This window comes from Virgibacillus sp. CM-4, assembly GCF_000445495.1.
GTDB classification, from domain to species: Bacteria; Bacillota; Bacilli; order Bacillales; family Amphibacillaceae; genus Virgibacillus; species Virgibacillus salexigens.
On the sequence record NZ_AUQA01000006.1, the window covers coordinates 958587 to 977471 of the forward strand.

Sequence of the window (18885 nt, forward strand, 5' to 3'; positions counted from 1 at the left end):
TACCTTCGTATATGCAGATAATAGTTTGGATTACGCTTGATCTAAGCTCCTTTCGCCTTGACCTTCTCTATTATACCCATCTTGTAGTAATTACTTTTTTTCTTGTATAGAAATGCAATCCATCCTTGCCATTTGCATGTAAATCACCATAGAAGGATTGTTTCCATCCAGAGAATGGAAAGAACGCCATAGGTGCAGGCACACCAATATTAACTCCAAGCATACCAGCATCAATTGTTTCACGGAATTGACGGACACTTCCTCCATCACCTGTAAAAATACACGCCCCATTAGCGAATGGAGATTGATTTGTAACACGAATTGCATCATCTAAATCCTTTACTCTAACGATCGATAATACGGGTGCAAAAATTTCATCCTGCCATATTTTCATTTCTGTTGTAACTTGATCAAAGATGGTAGGACCTACAAAGTAGCCTTCACGTTGTGCTTCAATATCATTTCTACCATCTCGCACCATTTTTGCACCTTCTGCCTCTCCTGACTGGATATACTGAAGCGTGCGCTCCTTATGTTGCTCACGAATGACCGGACCTAAAAACACTCCATCATCAAGCCCATTACCGATTTGTATTTCATTCGCTTTTTGGACTAATTCGTCAATAAATGCATCTGCAATTGAATCCTCAATTGCCACAACCGAAGCAGCCATACATCTTTCTCCAGCTGATCCAAAAGCAGCATTAAGAATTTGTGTACTAGCATTGTCTAAATTCGCATCTTGTAAAACAATCGAATGGTTTTTAGCACCAGCTAATGCTTGCACACGTTTCAGATTATCGGTACCACGCTTGTAGACATACTCAGCAACTGGTTGGGAACCGACAAAAGATATAGCAGCAACTTGATGATGATCTAATAATCCATTTACCACATCATGAGCACCGTGTACGATATTTAACACTCCATTTGGTAAACCAGCTTCTGCAATTAATTCTGCAAGCCGGTTAGCTAATAAAGGAGTACGTTCTGATGGCTTCAATACAAATGTGTTCCCAGTAACAATAGCCATTGGAAACATCCAACATGGTACCATCATAGGAAAGTTGAAAGGAGTTATTCCACCTACAACTCCGATCGGGTAACGATATACCCCTGATTCAAGCCCATTGGCAATACTTGGTAATTGTTCTCCCATCATTAATGATGGTGCACCAGCTGCAAACTCAACATTTTCAATTCCTCGTTGTACTTCCCCCTGTGCTTCCTTGAAGCTTTTCCCATTCTCAATGGTAATAATTTCAGCAAGTTCATCCCAGTGATCTACAAGTAACTGCTGATACTTAAATAATATTCGTGCACGCTTCGGTACAGGTACTTCCTTCCATGTTTGAAAAGCGTTAGATGCAGCTTCTACTGCATGATTTACATCTTCATGAGTAGAAATCGGCACATTGGCAATTACCGTGCCCGTCGCTGGATTAAAAACGTTTTCGGTTTGATTAGATGATGCCTCGATCCAAATACCTCCAACGAAGTTTTTTAGCGTTTTACTTGTTGTTTGCGTCATGGAATGCCTCCTATTTCATACTTATTAAAAAATTCATATTATACATATACTATCGTTTTTTTATAGAATTTTAAAGTTTACTTGTTTCATTTGCTTCAAAGACCTGTTTGATAATTGCTATCATAAACTCTAATTCATCATCCGTTATTGAAAGGGGAGGACAGAGTGTAATAATGTTATTAAAACCTGCTACGGTATCTCCATTCTTACCAATGATTAAACCATGATCTTTACATTCTTTAATAATTTTTGCAACACGTTCTGGCTTTGCTGGCTGTTTCGATGTTTTATCTTCCACCAGTTCTATTCCCAGCAATAACCCGATTCCTCTTATATCTCCTACATATGAGTGATTGTTCAGCTCCTGTAGTTCATTTTTCAAATGTTCGCCCAAGACCGCTGATTGACTGGTTAAATTTTCTTCTTCCATGATTTCAATATTCTTTAAAGCGACTGCACATGCTGCAGGATTCCCTCCGAATGTATTCACATGACGGAAATAATTATCGGCTGATTCATTTGTAAAAACTTCATATATATCTTTGCGAACGGCAGTCACAGATAAAGGGAGATAAGCACTTGTTAACCCTTTTGCCATTGTAATAATATCTGGCTTAATATCATAATTCATATGCCCAAACATTCTCCCAGTTCTACCAAAACCACAAATTACTTCATCAATGATTAGTAAAACTCCATGACGCCTGCAAATATCTTGAACAGCCTTGACATAAACAGGATCCGGGATTAATATGCCTCCTCCTGTGATTATTGGTTCCATAATGACAGCTGCAATTGTCTCTTCCTGCTCCCAAATTATTGTATCTTCAATTGCTTTTGCCTGTTGTAAATTATATTCCTCAATGGATAAGTGGTCGGGTTTTCGATAATTATCTGGTGGGGCCACATGTAAGAATCCTGCAGTTAACGGTTCAAATTTATACTTGCGTAATGGTTGACCTGTTGCTGATAATGCCCCCATGGAACTGCCGTGATATGCACGATACCGTGAAATTATTTTATATCTTGATGTGTCCCCTTTTTGTTCATGGTATTGCCGAGCTATTTTGAACGCTACTTCATTGGCATCTGAACCACTATTTGAATAAAAGAACATATAATCATCATCTAATAACTCATTTAACTTATCCGCAAGTTCAATTCCAGGTATATGGCTTTGAGTCATTGACATATAAGCCATTTGGTTCATTTGTTCATAAGCTGCCTTGGCAAGGACTTCTCTTCCATAACCAACATTTACACACCATAATCCAGACATCCCATCCAAATATTTATTCCCTTGATAATCAATAATCCATGAACCCTTAGCTTCCTTCGCAATAAGTGGATGTGATTTGTCGTTGTATTTTGAAATATGATGCCATACGTTTTCTTGATCTTTTTCTAAAATAGATTTCCCTTGATTTCTCACCGCTTTCATTCACACATCTCTCCTTCTTATTTACAATTTGTGTATCTTTACCAAACCTTAAATTGTACGTGTCAAATAAAAATGAAATCGTTGTTATAACTGGGCCAGAGACAATTACGATTGGATTTGACACCCTCTTGACTTTGCTACATAATTGTATTTTACAAATAATTTTTAATATTATCATTTTACAATCTGTTAAATAATTTTCATTTTACTTTGACGTTATGGAGGAATGTCTGTTGATAAGTGAATTTGAGTTAACGGTAGGTGACGTCCTGACAAGGGATCTATTCAAGAACGCGAAAGTTGTAGCTGGAGAAACTGGTTTAAAACGACAAATAAAGTGGACACATATCCTAGAGACAGAAGCATTTGATTCACTAATTAATGGATCCGAGTTAATACTTACAACTGGAATTAACCTTGAACTCGACAATTGTGCAACAACAACCTATGAGCGATTATTGCAAAAAGATGTAGCAGGAATATGTATTGAGAAAGGGCCCTATTTCAAAACAATTTCTACGGATATTAAGAGATTTGCAGATAAACATGCCTTTCCAATCATCATTTTTGAAGAGGTCGTTCGATTCGTCGATATCACACAAGATTTGCACAGCTTGCTAATTAACCAGCATCACCAAATGTTAAATCAACTAAGCACATTAACCCATAAATTTAATGAACTTTCTTTAGCGCCAAATGGTATATTAAAAATCTTACAAGCATTACATCATTATTTTGGCCAACATTCCCTCTGTTTACTTGAAGACTCAAAATCGTATTATTATCCTCCAGAATCTAAAATAGATCAAGAAAACATTCTATCCTATATATCTACGAAATTAACAAACAAACGACAATCTGGAATTATTTCTATTTATAATGAAACATTCGCCATTGCGCCAGTATTTGGATTAGGACAGATCTGGGGTTACTTATGTTTAAACATAACCAAGAATCTAAACGAAGAATTCTTGCTATCTGTGTTGGACCGAGCCTCATTAGCGATCGCCCAAATCCTATTAAGAAATCGCACCATCGAAGAAAGAAAGCTAAATTCAGAAGACGAATGTGTACGGACATTATTACAGGGAAAACCTTATAATCAAAGCGATCTACACACATTCCTCCCCGTTGCAAGTACAAATTTATACTTCCGGGTTTTTATCATCAAAACGGAATCTCCAGATTCTGTTATAGGTGAAGATAATTGGGAAGAAATTAAAATTCAACGTACCATTTTGATTCGATCCCTATTTAAACATGCCGGATATTTTCCTGCCGTTTCAGTTAGAAAAGATGAAATAGCAATTATTTGTTCATTTATAGCGGAGACACATGTTAATAAAAGTACCAAACAATTTTTACAGGTAACCAAGAATCTATTATCCGCAACATTATTAAATAATAAAATAACGTATATAGGGATAAGTGGGCTGCACCAAAATGTAAGTCATATTTCTAAGGGGTATGCCGAAGCAAACGATGTCATTTATTTAAATAAACAACAACTAAGCACTACTTATTTTCATGATGAAATAGGTATCTATCAGATTTTACTACCTTTACAAAAAGACAAACAATTACAACTTTTTATAAATGACTATATAGGTGAATTAATTTTCCTTGATGAAAATTCAGACAGTGAACTTCTTAAAACCCTAGAAGTTTATTTAGCATGCAGAGGCTCAAAAAAGGAAGCAGCAGAGAAGTTATTTATTGTAAGACAAACACTCTACCATCGATTAAGAAAGATTGAGCAATATATAGGAAAGGACTTTATGGATCCTGTTAAACGCCTTGCCATCGAAACAGCAATAAAGGCTTATTATATATTAAAGAATCGACATTATTTGGACAATAAGTAAAATACAGCAATTAATTTTTTAACATTCTGATAAAAGAATCTATTCTTTAATTACTATAAACTATAATACAACCCTCGGTTATCCAATGATTGATTGGCTTGTTACAGGAAATAAAGGTAATAAATTACAATTCAATTGAGGAGTGTTGTTTTATGAAATCTACTTTTATGTTACCGAAAACGAGAAAAGGGTGGATCAGTTTAGCCTTGATTGTTTTCGTAATCATTCTCGGCAGCTGGCCGGTAATACCTTTCTTCAACAAGGAAACGATCGTCTTCGGGATGCCAATGCTCATGGTATGGTCTATCGTTATTATCGTTATCACTACTTCTACCTTATGGTTCATTAATAAGATAGGAGGGGTTAAATAATGACCATGTATATACCACTGCTCATTACCATTTCATATATGATTATTGCCGTTTTACTTGGATATACAGCAGGCAAGGGAAAAGATATGAATAATGCAGAAAATTGGGGTGTCGGAAGTAGAAGCATGGGACCGATAACCATGTATTTGTTAATTGCTGCCGGCGGGGTTAGTGCTTACACCTTCATGGGTTCACCCGGCTGGGCATATTCTAAAGGAGTTCCCGCTTTATACGTGGTCGTATATTTAACCTATATGGGGGTTATCGCATGGTATTTTGGACCAAAGGTTTGGGAATTAGGTAATAAATACAAATATGTTACCCAATCTGCTGCTATCTCCGATCGTTATGAGAGCAAACCATTAGGAGGTTTAGCATCCATCGTCACTTCTATCGGCGTGCTAGCTTATGCTGTACTTCAAACCACTGGCGCTGCTTATATACTTAATGTGATGAGCTATGGAATGATCCCAACATGGGTAGGAGTGTTTTTATCTTTAGGTGTGATATCTATTTACCTTTATCGAAGTGGCCTAAAAGCTATCGGTATCACCAATGCCTTCCAAGGTGGGCTTATGTTCGTCGTTTCTTGGTTCGTTGGCCTATGGGCAACCAATCAATTCACCGGAGGGTATTCTTTTCGACCAATATTTGAACGTGTTCAAGCTGATATTCCTGAATTTTTAACGTTACCTGGTGGATTAGGAGACATGAATGTTACTTTTTGGACTACTTCTATATTAATCTCGGTTTTTTCTATTTGGCAAACCCATTGGATTCAATGGATGGGAGCCGCTTCTAAACAATCTATTAAACGTGCAGCTACTTTGTTGCCAACGTTTTATATTGTGCTTATACCTATGATTGCCGTTGGATTTATTGGTATCTTCATGTACCCTAACCTGAATAATCCTGATACGGTTGCCATTCAAATGGCTGTTGATAATATGCCAGTAGTTGTCGCTGGGTTACTAGGTGCAGGTACTTTAGCGGCAGCAATGTCGTCCAGCGAACCTTGTATACATGCAACAGCTCTCAGCTACAGCAAGGACGTTTTACAGCCTTTATTTAAATGGGATGAGGTTACTGCTGGAAAATGGACAAGACGATTAATTTTCCCCATTATGGCTTTTATTATAGCACCCATCTCCATAATGGAACCTGCTAGTCTTGTATATATTTTATTAATCGGCTATGGATTCATTGGCCAAGCTTTTCCATCAATTATTGGGATGTTCTTTTGGCCAAGGGCTACAAAATACGGTGCATTCTGGGGGTTATTTGCAGGTTTTGTAGTTACTGTACTATTTTCTTTCGTTATTACCCACCCATTAGGCGTTCATGCAGGCATTTGGGGTTTGCTAATCAATACATCTGTATTTGTACTAGTCTCACTCGTTACCAAACCTGCTTCTAAGGCTACAATTGAACGTTTTTTTCCAGATCGATATGAAGAATTATATGAAGATGAACATGTTAAGAAAATGCCAGAAACTTCAGCATAGGTAAGGAGGAATTGTGATGAACAAGCAAATCTATATAAACGGTGAGATTTTTACCGTAAATGAGCAAAATCAAATTGAAGAAGCGATTGCTATTGAGGGAAATAAGATCATCGCTGTAGGAAAGAATGAGCAGATTCTACGCTTACAAGATGATACAAGTACGGTCATTGATCTACAAGGTCAAACCGTAATACCAGGATTTATTGATTCTCATCTTCATATTACGATGTACGGAACCAATGAGCTTTCGATTTCCTGTAAAAGTGAACAAATAAAATCTATTTCCGATTTACTGGATAAATTGAAAGAGCAAGTACAACTAACTCCTAAAGGAGAGTGGATTCGAGCATGGGGATATAATGAGCAAACAATGGAAGACCAACGACTGCCTACCAAGGAAGAATTAGATACGATATCTTCAGAGCATCCTATTTTAATAGCCCGCACTTGTGGTCACATCTCTGTTGTTAACAGTTATGCTTTAGACTTAGCTGGTATTAACAAACGCACCCCTGACCCATCTGGGGGGCGATTTGAGAAAAATGAATCTGGTGAACTTACTGGAACAATGATTGAAAATGCTCACATGAAGCTATTTTCTATCGCCTCATTTACCGAGCAAGAAATGACCAAAGCACATGCAGTTGCTTCAAAACAATTTGCTGCCAAAGGGATCACTTCCATTCATGATGCTACTGGTTATGGGTTAGAGAATCTTCGTATGTTACAACAAGATGCAAAAACAAATGTAATCAAACAACGTGTGTATGCAATGGTAGGTGCGCTAAGTGGTGCCGAGAACATCGTGAAGCATATGGTTGCTTCCGGTATATTCACAGGACTAGGAGACAATAAATTCCGAATCGGTCCTGCTAAGCTATTTTTAGATGGAAGCAGTAGCGGTCCAACTGTGTGGACAAGGTCACCTTACACAAGTGACCCTAGTAACTTCGGAGTTTATTATTTCACACAAGAACAAGTAGATGAATTACTCATTCCTGCCCATCAAAAAGGCTGGCAGATTACTGCACACGCTCAAGGAGATGCTGCTATAGATATGTTGCTTACGACGATTGAAAGGGCATCTGAACAGTACCCAAGAAGCAATCCTCGCCATCGGATTGAACATGCTGGCATCGCGAGCCCTGATTTAATTAAGCGAATGAAAGAGCAAGGGGTTATTCCCATTCCAAACCCGGCATTTCATTATGAATATGGTGATGGATACGTTAAAAACTACGGAGAACGTGCTGCTCAAATGTATCCTTTAGGAGATTATCTAGATGCAAGGATTCCTGCAGCAATTGCTTCGGATTGTCCTGTTACCGATTTTAATCCTCTGCGAGGCATTCATACAGCAATGACCCGGCAATCTCAGAACGGCCAAGTAATTGGAGAAAATCAACGAATTACTCTTCTGGAAGCCATCCGTATGTATACAATTAATGGAGCATATGCTTCATTTGAAGAAGATATCAAAGGAAGCATTGAACCTGGAAAATTAGCTGACCTCGTGCTCTTCGATCGTTCCCTATTGGATTGCGAGATGGATGATTTACTAAACGCACAAGTGGAATGGACGATGATTGATGGAGAACTGGTCTATCAAAAGGAAGCAGTACATGAATAAACAGAATAAGGTACACTAGTTGGGACCTCTTACGAAATCGGTTATCAGCATGGCAAAACAGCTACGAACTCAATCAATAATAGCCTTAAAACCTATGAAAAAATGTTTAGCGAAAATGCAGGAATGACTTGGGACGAAGCATGTACAAAGGCGTTATTACATGTACCTGCCATCAAGAAAAATTATCCACACTATTTAGAAGAAATGACTGGGATTGCAAATGGAGCAGGAGTAGCTTTTGAAGATATTCTTGCTCTAAATACCCGCAGTGAGATAGCTTTACTTACCTCTCCTGATGGCTGTACTTCATTTGCTCTATCAAAGCCAAAAACAAAAAAGACTTGGTTAGCGCAAAACTGGGATTGGAAGGAGTCACAAGCTGATTCGATTATTCACCTCGAAATTCAGCAATCATCTCTCCCAACCATTGAGATGATTACAGAAGCAGGAATTATTGGAAAAATAGGATGTAATAGTGCAGGAATTGGTGTCTGTTTGAATGCATTAAAAACAAATCAATGGCAACCAAAACTACCAATTCATCTTGGATTAAGAGCTATCCTTGATTCAAGAACATTTGATGAAGCCATTTCAAAAGTCGATGATAATCAAATAGCCTCAGCGGCTCATTTTTTTATCGCATCAAATTCAGAAGAATTGGTTAGTATGGAAGTATCCCCAGTTCACACAGCCAAGATCCGGCCGAGATTCGGAATGCTTCAACACACGAACCATATTTGTTCGGAACCAATGAAACAAGATATGGATGAGATAACAAAGCCTGACTCGTATCAGCGATTACATACTGCTGTAAAGCTGCTGGATACGCATCAAACCGGACAAATAAATCAAGCTACCCTTTTCCATTGGCTAGCTGATCACCAAAATTATCCTAATTCAATTTGTCGTCATAATGATCCAAATCAAGCAGAACCAGACAAGGTGGAAACGGTTTTTAGTATTGTTATGAATCTTTCAGATCATCAATTAGACTGGGTTAAAGGTAAACCATGCGAATTTGATAAATTCAAATAAGGGTAGGGGAACTTGAGTGTCCCAAACCGACAGAACCATTTTATTCGTTAAACCGATGGCATGCTTTCCGCGGGAACGGTCTCAGCTAACCCGAGTAAGAAAAATCACTCCCGGATTGAAGCATCACTACTACTTGTACTGTCCCCGCAGGAGTCATGCTTTCATTCTCTATTAATAACCATTTTATTCATTGCTTTCCGTAATAGTAATTCATCTTTTTAAAAAAAACGAATAAAAATCCCAACCAGGATCCGATTGTAACTGCGTATACTCGGATCAAAGTTCGGATTTTTCACCTAAATCACTTCGGTCTCTTCCCCGTCCTTATGACATATATTTAATAGCGACATTTTTAACTTGCGTATAATTATATAAAGCAATCCACCCTTTTTCTCTGCCAAACCCACTTTTCTTATACCCACCAAATGGCATTTGAATCCCGCCACCGGCTCCATAATTATTTATAAAAATCTGTCCGGACTGAATACGATCTGCCAAATAGTGAGCCCTACTGATATCCTTTGTCCATAAACCCGTGACTAGTCCGTATTCGGTACTATTTGCTAAAGCTAATGCTTCCTCCGTATCATTGAATGTAAACACGCTAATAACCGGACCAAATATTTCTTCCTGAGCAAGCTTGCTATTTTCTTGAACTTGATCAATAATAGTTGGCTCCATGTAAAAGCCACCTTCATTTCCTTCAATGGTTACCTGTTTTCCACCTACTAAAATGGATGCTTCTGATTTTGCCAGCGTTAAATAGGACTGAATACGCTTAAACTGCTTTTCATTTAATATCGGTCCAATATCCATGTCCTTGATTCCTGGGCCAATGGTTAACGTTTGAAAACGTTCCAGTAACCTTTCAATAAATTGGTTTTTAAATGAGGATTCAATTAGCAACCTAGAACCCGCAGAACAAGTTTGTCCTGCGTTTTGAATGATTGCTCGAGTGACACCTTCTACTGCCTTATCTAGATCGCAATCAGAAAATACAATATTTGGTGATTTTCCACCAAGTTCTAGTGTCACTGGTACAATATTTTTGTTTGCTGCATTTGCTACTGCAATCCCTGTTTCAACGGATCCAGTAAAAGTTAAATGGTTAATTAATGAGTGCGAAGATAATGCTGCACCGGCTTCATTCCCATATCCCGTAATATGATTAAACACGCCATCAGGTAAACCGACGTCATGAAAATATTCTGCAATCTTCATAGCAGTCATCGGTGTATCCTCCGCGCTTTTTACAATGACTGTATTGCCCATCGCAATTGCAGCTGCAACACTCCGCGAGAGAATCTGGATGGGATAATTCCAAGGTACAATATGGGCAGTTACTCCAATTGGTTCACGAACAACATAATCGATTATTCCTGACTCAATAGGGATGGTATCTCCCATCACTTTATCGGCTGCACCAGCATAAAACTGAAAATAACGAATTGCTGCATCAATATCAGCATATCCTTGTGATAATGGTTTACCAACATCAATTGTTTCCAATGCTGCTAGTTCATCTCGGTCTTTTTTAATCATTTCTGCAATATGATAAAGAATATCACCACGTTCATGAGGTTTTACTTTCCACCACGCCTCCTTTTCAAATGCCTGTTGGGCAGCATGTACTGCTAAATCTACATCTCCCTTTTGACCTCGTGGAATCGTAGCGATTACTTCTCCATTAGCAGGGTTTTTCACCTCAATCAATTGCTCGCTTATACTCTCTCGCCAATTTCCATTAATATACATTTTTAAATTCTTCACACCTATATTCCCCCACATCAGCTATATATTTCTACCGCCATCAACATGAACAACACTACCGGTAATCATAGCTGCCTCATCTGATAATAAGAATTTCACGGTATGTGCGATATCGACCGGTTGTAATAATTTTCCTAAAGGAACACTCTGCTCAAATACTTGCCTTTTCGATTGTTCCACATCTCCACCCGCCTTGGTAAATTTACCAAGCATTCCTGTATCCGATGGTCCAGGGTGGACGATATTTACATTGACATGGTACGGCGCAAGTTCTAGTGCTAATGCCTTTGTAAATGATTCAACTGCACCTTTTGACGCAATATAGGCTTGTAAACCTGTTCTTGGTTTAGTTGTAGATACTGATCCTATATTCACAATTGAACCTCGTTTTCTCTTTTTCATATAGCTAGCAGCTGCTTGACAAGTTAAAAATGTCATCGTCATATTCATATTCATAATTCGATGCCATTCCGCTAAGGATACTTCTTCGATAGGGGATGCCGCCTGTGCAGTACCAGCAAAATTAACTAATCCGTCAATTTCTCCAAACGCTTCGGTAGTTTCTTTTAGTACATCTTCTATCATGCCCTCCTGCAAGAGATCTCCTTGCACAGCTAGAAAATTACCAATTGCTTGATAGCGATCGTTGTCTAGATGAAGGTCACAACCTACGACATTGGCATCTTCATTTAATAGTAAATCGGCGAAAGCTCGCCCCATTCCCCCTCCTGCTCCAGTTACGATAATCGTTCGTCCTTGAAATGACATAGATTCACCTACTTTTTATACAATTTGTTAATTATTGCATCTCCTACTTCATTTGTGGTTGCTGTCCCCCCCATATCTGGTGTAATGACCTTCTTGGTAGATACTACGTTTTGAATACCGGCGAGAATCTTATCATGGATATCTTGCCTATCAAATTGCTCATACATTAATGCTAATGACCAAATCTGAGCAATGGGGTTAGCAATTCCTTTTCCCGCAATATCAGGAGCTGAACCATGTACAGGTTCAAACATGGAAGGGTAATTCCCTTCAGGATTGATATTTGCTGATGGGGAAATCCCCAATCCACCTACAATGGCAGACCCAAGATCAGATAAAATATCACCAAACAGATTAGAAGCTAAAACAATATTAAAATCATAAGGTCTTTGGACAAAATAAGCAGCTAATGCATCAATATAATATTTCTCATAATTGATAGTTGGGTATTTTTCAGCTACGCTTTCAATCGTTTGATCCCAGAATTTCATGGAATGGATAATTGCATTTGATTTCGTAGCATTCGTCAATTTTTTAAGGCCATGTTTGTTTGCATAGGAAAAAGCAAATTCTGCGACCTGAGTAACTCCCTGCCTTGTCATTACACTATTCTGAATTGCCAACTCCCTATTCTCTCCTTCAAACATCCTCCCTCCAGCATTGGAATATTCCCCCTCCGCATTTTCCCTTATCAATACAAAATCAATTGGTTTATTCACATGATGACGTAATGGATTATCTATACCATCTAATAATTTAATTGGTCGGAAGTTTACATACTGCTGAAAAGATTTACGGATTGGCATAATCATTTCCCAAATTGTAATATCATCCGGAACTCGTTCGTCCCCAATCGCACCAAAAAGAATAGCGTCATAATGCTGCAGTTGCTCTAAACCATCCTTCGGCATCATTCGGTTTGTCTGTAAATAGTAATCTGAATTCCAATCAAAGACATCGTATTCGATTTGAAATGAATCATGTTCATTAATCGCCTCTATGAGTTTTAATGCTTCATTCATAACTTCAATACCAATACCGTCACCTGGAATAACTGCGATTTTTTTACTCACTTAATCCCCTTCTTCCCTTAAAAATTGTAAAGCGGCCGTTCGATAAATCTGCGTTGTCTCCCCTAATTCTTCGATGTCAACATATTCATTAATTTGATGCGGAATATCTCGATCCCCAGCTCCAATGGTTACAATTGGAACGCCATGTATATGCAAAAATGTTCCATCCGTCGCTCCAGGAACACCATTAAAGGTTGGCTTTTTATGTAAGACCTTTTCTACAGCATGACAGACAGCAGTAACTACGGGATTTCCTTTATCTGTCTCTGTAGCAGGACGATCTTCGATAATCTCATAGGCTGCCGAAAAATGTGTATCCTGTGTTTTCAACTTTGCATATATGTGGTCAATTTTCTGAAGTAGTTCTTGATGGTCTTGATTTGGTACAGTTCGAATATCCAAGGTAACCATACAACTTTCTGGGATTACATTAATTTGGGCATCTCCTGTAACCGGTGCTTGTAGAATTGTTGGCGTTATACTTGGCCATCTTAAATAGGGGTGTTCACCATGAATGTCCTGCTCTTCTTTTTCTAATTGTTCTAACGCTGTAATTAGTTTTGCCATTCGCCAATTTGGATTAATACCACTCCAAGATATGGCACCATGAGCCATTTTTCCATGAACCGTAACCTTCAGGCGTAAAGCACCTCTTTGCGCAATACATACTTGATTTTCTTCTGGTTCACAAATAATTGCACCATCGACATCATCAGCCCAGCCCTGATTAATAAAATGTTTAATACCAAGCATTAAACTCTCCTCATCAACAGGAATACATAGAATGATCTTCCCATTAAAATGTTCCTGATCTTCAATTATCGACTGAACCGCGGTAATCATACAGGCGAGATTACCCTTTGTATCATTCGTTCCCCTTCCATACATTTTTCCATCCACAATTTCAGCACCGAAAGGCGGATAATTCCAACTCGATGGATCCCCTTCTGTTACTACGTCAGTATGCCCTTCAAACAACAATGTTTTACCAGGTTTACCAGAATCAACAATCCCAATTACATTTGGACGTCCTGGTGCAACTTCCTCCACATATACATCGATTCCAATTTCTTTTAAGTAGGCAGCTACAAACTGAGCAACTTGTTCTTCATTGCCATTTGGTTTATCTGGTCGATATACACTAGGAATACGCACAAGTTTTTGCGTCAATGATATAGCACGTTCTGTGTCTCTTTTCACTTGTTTTGATTGGACAATTTTCATTATAAGCCTCTCCTTATGCATTTTTTAATGAAGTTGCAGGGAATTCATACGCTTCTTTTTTAAATAAAAGACTAAAGACAATAAAAGCAATAAATGATAGGATTACAGGTAAGGTAACTGTATGAACACCTAGTAAATCGCCGTATGCTTGGTTATAAAAATGAATAACAATATATGTGCCTATTCCTACTATCATTGAGGCAATAGCACCTTGTTTATTGGCATATTTCCAATAAAGCCCCATCACTAATGGCCAAATAAATGCAGCCTCCAACCCTCCAAATGCAAATAAATTTAGAAAGATAAGTAATTCAGGAGGTTGTATAGCCAATAGGAAGGCTACTATTCCAAGAAGTCCGGTAAATCCCATACTGATATTCTTCATTTGTTTATCTGATGCAGTAGGCTTGATATAATTCATATAAACATCCTTCACCACGGAGGAGCTAACAAGTAATAGGAGCGAATCAACGGTAGACATCATAGCAGCCAATGGAGCTGCCAGTACAATCCCCGCAATCCATGGCGGCAATACTTCTAACGCTATCATCGGGATAACCTGATCGGCCACTTCAATTCCCGGCATGATCGGCCTTGCAAATACGCCAATAAGATGCATATTTAACATAATAACCCCGACGACTACTGTTCCTATAAGGATTGCCCGATGCATCGATTTGGCATTACGATAAGACATTGCTCTTACAGCAACTTGTGGTAGCGCCACTACCCCTACACCAACTAATATCCAGTAGGATGATATGTATAACGCTGTTAGTTGCCCATCCTGGCCATAAGGTGTAATGAGATTGGGATTCTCGCTTGCTAAATCTGCGAATAAAGCAGAAATACCCCCTCCTGAAACAACGACAGCAATTAATAAAATAAATGTACCGACTACCATTACAAAGCCTTGAATCGTATCGGTGATAGCTACTGCACGAAAACCACCGATAGTTACATATATGAGTACAGACAAGGTAAATATGAATAAGGCAGCGGTATACGATAATCCGGTTAGAGATTGAATTAAATAAGCACCACCCACCCATTGAGCTGCCATTGCAGAAAACAGAAATACGATAATACTTCCAGCGGATAATAGTACAACCGCCTTACTTTTATAGCGTTCTTTGAGAAAATCAATTAATGTTACTGCTTGAAATTTTCGAGTCACAATAGCAAACTTTTTCCCTAAAACAAGCAGTACAAAATAACCTGTAGCTACTTGGGTCATGGCTAGAAGCACCCAACCAAACCCTATGGAATAAGCTGCACCTGGTCCACCAAGAAAACTGGAAGCGCTGCCATAAGTTGCTACCATCGTCATTGCTAAGACGATCCCTCCAAATTCTCTACTACCTAGAAAATAATCACTTAAGAAAGAATCTGATTTCGCCATTTTTCGATTAGACCAGATTCCGACAAAGAATACAATCAATAGAAAAACGAGTAATGGTGTAACTACTTCCCAATTCATGCAGAGTGCACCTCTTCCTCTTCTTCAGTATCTTCCAGCGGCATATCTACTAAAACAAATTTCACAACGATAAATACCAGTAACACCATAACTAGAAAACCGACAATACAGCTAAAAAAGATCCATGCAGGAAACCCTAAAATATATGTGTACTCTTCAGGTGGCTTAGAACCAAGACCATATGCGAATCCGTACCACCATAGAATATTAATAATTGCTAATCCGCATCCAATCAGTGCTTCTCTATGAGCTACTTTATATCGAGTGTCTTCTACATACTTCTTCTTTCTCACCCCAATTCACCTCCTAAATTTTTATCTAATCGTTATAAAAATTCATATTTTCAATTTATTTATAGTATATCTATTCGTTAAACTTGAAGCATTAGACAAATTGTCAATTCCATTCGAATAAAATAAGACATAATGTAAATAAAAATGACAAAAGCAGGCAAGAATATAATCGGTTTACAACAACTTTAAAAATATTGGCTTGCATCTTTGTAAGGTTATGTCATGTACATAGATAGGTAATACACTTCCATACAGTTATAATTAGACTATCATATATCGAGGAGGTTAATTATGAAGCGAATGATTAATATCGTCATACTGGTATTCGAAGTATTCATAAATGGAAAACAAGTTGCCAAAAAACTAAATAAGGAAACCATCTAATACGAATTCCTCAATAACCACTTTCAACGTAAAAACCACTTCTGATAAATATAGAAGTCCCTCATATAGGACTTCTATTAACCATACATAGCATTAAATATATCGCTTACTCTTTTATAATTAACATTTCGTTTTCATCAAATTCCCACATGTCTCCGTAAGCAACTTCCCAATAAAAGCCATTGGGATCTTGAAAATATCCGCTATACCCTCCCCAAAATACTTTCTCAGGGGCTTTAATAATCTTAGCGCCAGCCTGTTCTGCCACTGCAAATACATCATCGACCTCTTGCTTTGTTTTCCCATTATACGCCAACGTAATCCCCGAAAATCCGTTTCCAACTGCTGGCGGATTTTTTTCATCAATATCATTCACTAAATGATCAATCTGAAATAACGATATTTTGGTACCTGCGTTATTAAAGAAAACGACTTCTGGATTTGCTTCATCGCCATGGACGACTACATCAAACCCTAAACCATCACGATAAAACTGTAACGACTCTTTCATATTTTGAACACCCAATGTGACTAAATTTAACCGGTTCAACAAACACCCCTCCCAAAAAACTACTTCCTTACCATTTCGACCTAAATCACTAAATTCCTTTAAAATAAAATAACGTAATTGGTGAATGAATGCATTGTCTGAACTACGGCATGCTTCTGCGGGCATATCATCAGCTATTTTCAGGTAAGCCCTGGACCATCACGAATCGTGTTGCTCTGATGAAGTTACGGACAAGCTTAAAATTGAACAAAATCATCCGAACAATGTTGATAATCGTTCGGATGCTTCTTTATCTAAAATACTTTTGTCTCGCTTTCCTCCACTGGTATTATGCTAAAAATACAGGTGAGTACTCCACCACACCTTAAATTTCCTCCAAAGCACCTTTTTTCAGTTCTTTAACCATATACATTTCATTCATACGGGGCCGCAATATTGTACTTCGATGCTAGTTCGAAGCCAAATCTTGGGTAATACGTAGCATGGCCCATGACAATAACGACAGCATGGTTTAACTGCTGCGCCGTTTGCAACGTATTATTTATTAATGCACTACCGACACCTTGATTTTGATACGCAGGTAAGACGGATACTGGGGCTAATGCTAAGCCTTGGTATGAATGATTATCATCGTGTATCTGCACCTTTGTTAACAATATATGTCCGATAATCTTCGTTATTTTTCTCATAGACGATAGCTAAATCAGCAATATATTCATTGGATTTACGTAAATCATGAACCAGCTGATGTTCTTTTTTTTGCTATACGGGGCGTACTTAAATGCTTGCTTGATTACATTCTTTGTTTGTTTGTAATCGGTAGCTTTTTCTTTTCGAATCGGCATTTTATCCCCCCCCTAATGATGGTCTTATTTATTTTAAAGGGGATGGTTAAAAAAACCAATTATTTGCTACATGTAAAAACTCGAAAACCTAACTTATCTTTTAATGTTTCCGTTAGTTCTTGATGAAAAGCCAATAGATCAAACGTTTCGTCATTGACCTCTTGAGAAAGATCGAAATCATTAGCGTCCTCTATATCAAGTTCATTCGCAGATAAAATTGGCTGCTGCATATGAATGTTTTCAAACCCTGCTTGTTTCAATCTTATTTCCCATTCAGATTCAGAAATTAACTCAGAAAATCGATAAAATGCAGTTACCATTTCAACTTCTTCTTTCGTTAGTTCTTGTTCCACCACCATTTCAATGGCTAACAGCTTACCACCTTGTTTGACCGCATGGGAAACACGAGGAAGCGATTGATTGAGATCAGTAAAAGAGAGCACAGATTCCGATAAGACCATATCATATTGTTTGTCTACAGATAGACACTCAACATCAGCCGTTAAAACCGTTATTGGTAGATCTCTAGATAAAAACCGTTTCTTTGCTTTTTCCAACATGACTGGATTATAATCTACAGCAGTAACTCGGCACCGATAGGTATCTGCAATATAGGCGGCTGTCTGACCCGTCCCACAACCGATATCCAATACAGAAGTTTGTTCATCCATGTTTTCTTTTGTTAATAATGTTTTTGTTAAATACAAACCACCTGGATGAGCACCACCGACACCTAACAAAGCTAAACCTTCAAGATAATCTAATCCCATTCCACTTCATCTCCTCTCATTCTTCTACATTACTTTATGTTAAAACTGCTTGTAGAGACACTTATCTATAGAGGCAAATTCATTCTTTACATGGTTTTTTCTTATGAATATCAGAATCTGAAAACGAATATTTGTTCGTTACCCTTTGGAAATTCATATGAAAATAATGATATAATAAGCAAATCAGTGTGTAGAGATATTGGTCTTTGACCAAAAATATATGTCTTATGATACATCTGCCATCTGAAAAATTTTAATATGGAGATGATCATATGCATGAAGAAACAAGATTACCACGAAACGGAAAGGAATTTGCATTATTCTTAGGTATCATATCGATACTATCTGTAAATATCATTGCCCCTTATGGGATTTGAATTTGGATTTAG

The 18885-nt window shown here is 37.9% G+C and carries 16 protein-coding genes and 1 pseudogene; 5 read left to right on the forward strand and 12 right to left on the reverse strand.

The features are described from left to right. Nucleotides 1–70 precede the first annotated feature (70 nt). Nucleotides 71–1531: a CoA-acylating methylmalonate-semialdehyde dehydrogenase gene (locus M948_RS38135; RefSeq protein ID WP_021291812.1), complete on the reverse strand. Its 1461-nt coding sequence runs from the start codon at nucleotides 1529–1531 to the stop codon at nucleotides 71–73. Between the two features lie 70 nt (nucleotides 1532–1601). After that, nucleotides 1602–2972, reverse strand: coding sequence for an aspartate aminotransferase family protein (locus tag M948_RS38140; RefSeq protein ID WP_021291813.1), 1371 nt, complete (start codon nucleotides 2970–2972; stop codon nucleotides 1602–1604). Between the two features lie 233 nt (nucleotides 2973–3205). On the opposite strand from M948_RS38140, the gene M948_RS38145 reads away from it, so the two are divergent. From M948_RS38145 to M948_RS38165, 5 genes and pseudogenes are all read left to right on the forward strand, one after another. After that, nucleotides 3206–4837, forward strand: a complete 1632-nt coding sequence (locus M948_RS38145) for a PucR family transcriptional regulator (protein ID WP_021291814.1) — start codon at nucleotides 3206–3208, stop codon at nucleotides 4835–4837. 152 nt (nucleotides 4838–4989) lie between these two features. After that, the gene (locus tag M948_RS38150) at nucleotides 4990–5208 is read left to right on the forward strand and encodes a hypothetical protein (protein WP_021291815.1); all 219 of its coding nucleotides are present in this window, start codon (nucleotides 4990–4992) and stop codon (nucleotides 5206–5208) included. Then, nucleotides 5208–6713 carry a sodium:solute symporter family protein gene (locus M948_RS38155; protein WP_021291816.1) on the forward strand — a complete coding sequence of 502 codons (1506 nt, stop codon included), beginning with the start codon at nucleotides 5208–5210 and terminating at the stop codon, nucleotides 6711–6713. The genes M948_RS38150 and M948_RS38155 overlap by 1 nt, the downstream gene beginning before the upstream one ends. A gap of 16 nt (nucleotides 6714–6729) precedes the next feature. Next, nucleotides 6730–8343 carry an amidohydrolase gene (locus tag M948_RS38160; protein WP_021291817.1) on the forward strand — a complete coding sequence of 538 codons (1614 nt, stop codon included), beginning with the start codon at nucleotides 6730–6732 and terminating at the stop codon, nucleotides 8341–8343. A 33-nt stretch (nucleotides 8344–8376) separates the two neighbouring features. Then, nucleotides 8377–9378: pseudogene (locus tag M948_RS38165) on the forward strand (C45 family autoproteolytic acyltransferase/hydolase); the annotation flags it as partial. Nucleotides 9379–9702: 324 nt separating this feature from the next. Here M948_RS38165 and M948_RS38170 read toward each other — a convergent pair. The 10 genes from M948_RS38170 to M948_RS38210 form a co-directional block, all read right to left on the reverse strand. Beyond that, a complete protein-coding gene (locus tag M948_RS38170; RefSeq protein ID WP_021291819.1) occupies nucleotides 9703–11148 on the reverse strand; it encodes an aldehyde dehydrogenase family protein in 1446 nt (481 codons plus the stop codon). A 21-nt stretch (nucleotides 11149–11169) separates the two neighbouring features. Further along, nucleotides 11170–11916 (reverse strand): SDR family NAD(P)-dependent oxidoreductase, encoded by a 747-nt coding sequence (locus M948_RS38175; protein ID WP_021291820.1) that lies wholly within the window; start codon nucleotides 11914–11916, stop codon nucleotides 11170–11172. An 8-nt stretch (nucleotides 11917–11924) separates the two neighbouring features. Next, nucleotides 11925–12989: a tartrate dehydrogenase gene (locus tag M948_RS38180; protein WP_021291821.1), complete on the reverse strand. Its 1065-nt coding sequence runs from the start codon at nucleotides 12987–12989 to the stop codon at nucleotides 11925–11927. Continuing rightward, on the reverse strand, nucleotides 12990–14213 hold the full coding sequence (locus tag M948_RS38185) for a M20 family metallopeptidase (protein WP_021291822.1): 1224 nt from the start codon (nucleotides 14211–14213) through the stop codon (nucleotides 12990–12992). A gap of 13 nt (nucleotides 14214–14226) precedes the next feature. Further along, a complete protein-coding gene (gene panF / locus M948_RS38190) occupies nucleotides 14227–15693 on the reverse strand; it encodes a sodium/pantothenate symporter (RefSeq protein WP_021291823.1) in 1467 nt (488 codons plus the stop codon). Beyond that, nucleotides 15690–15986 (reverse strand): YhdT family protein, encoded by a 297-nt coding sequence (locus M948_RS38195; RefSeq protein ID WP_021291824.1) that lies wholly within the window; start codon nucleotides 15984–15986, stop codon nucleotides 15690–15692. Before M948_RS38195 ends, panF begins: the two co-directional genes overlap by 4 nt. Nucleotides 15987–16476: 490 nt before the next feature. Next, complete coding sequence (locus M948_RS38200) at nucleotides 16477–16920, reverse strand: VOC family protein (protein WP_021291826.1); 444 nt, start codon at nucleotides 16918–16920, stop codon at nucleotides 16477–16479. A 374-nt stretch (nucleotides 16921–17294) separates the two neighbouring features. Further along, a complete protein-coding gene (locus M948_RS43740; RefSeq protein WP_231378693.1) occupies nucleotides 17295–17570 on the reverse strand; it encodes a GNAT family N-acetyltransferase in 276 nt (91 codons plus the stop codon). Nucleotides 17571–17579: 9 nt separating this feature from the next. Further along, nucleotides 17580–17726: a hypothetical protein gene (locus M948_RS43745; protein ID WP_021291828.1), complete on the reverse strand. Its 147-nt coding sequence runs from the start codon at nucleotides 17724–17726 to the stop codon at nucleotides 17580–17582. Nucleotides 17727–17785: 59 nt separating this feature from the next. Beyond that, nucleotides 17786–18496 (reverse strand): class I SAM-dependent methyltransferase, encoded by a 711-nt coding sequence (locus tag M948_RS38210; protein WP_021291829.1) that lies wholly within the window; start codon nucleotides 18494–18496, stop codon nucleotides 17786–17788. Nucleotides 18497–18885: the final 389 nt, after the last annotated feature.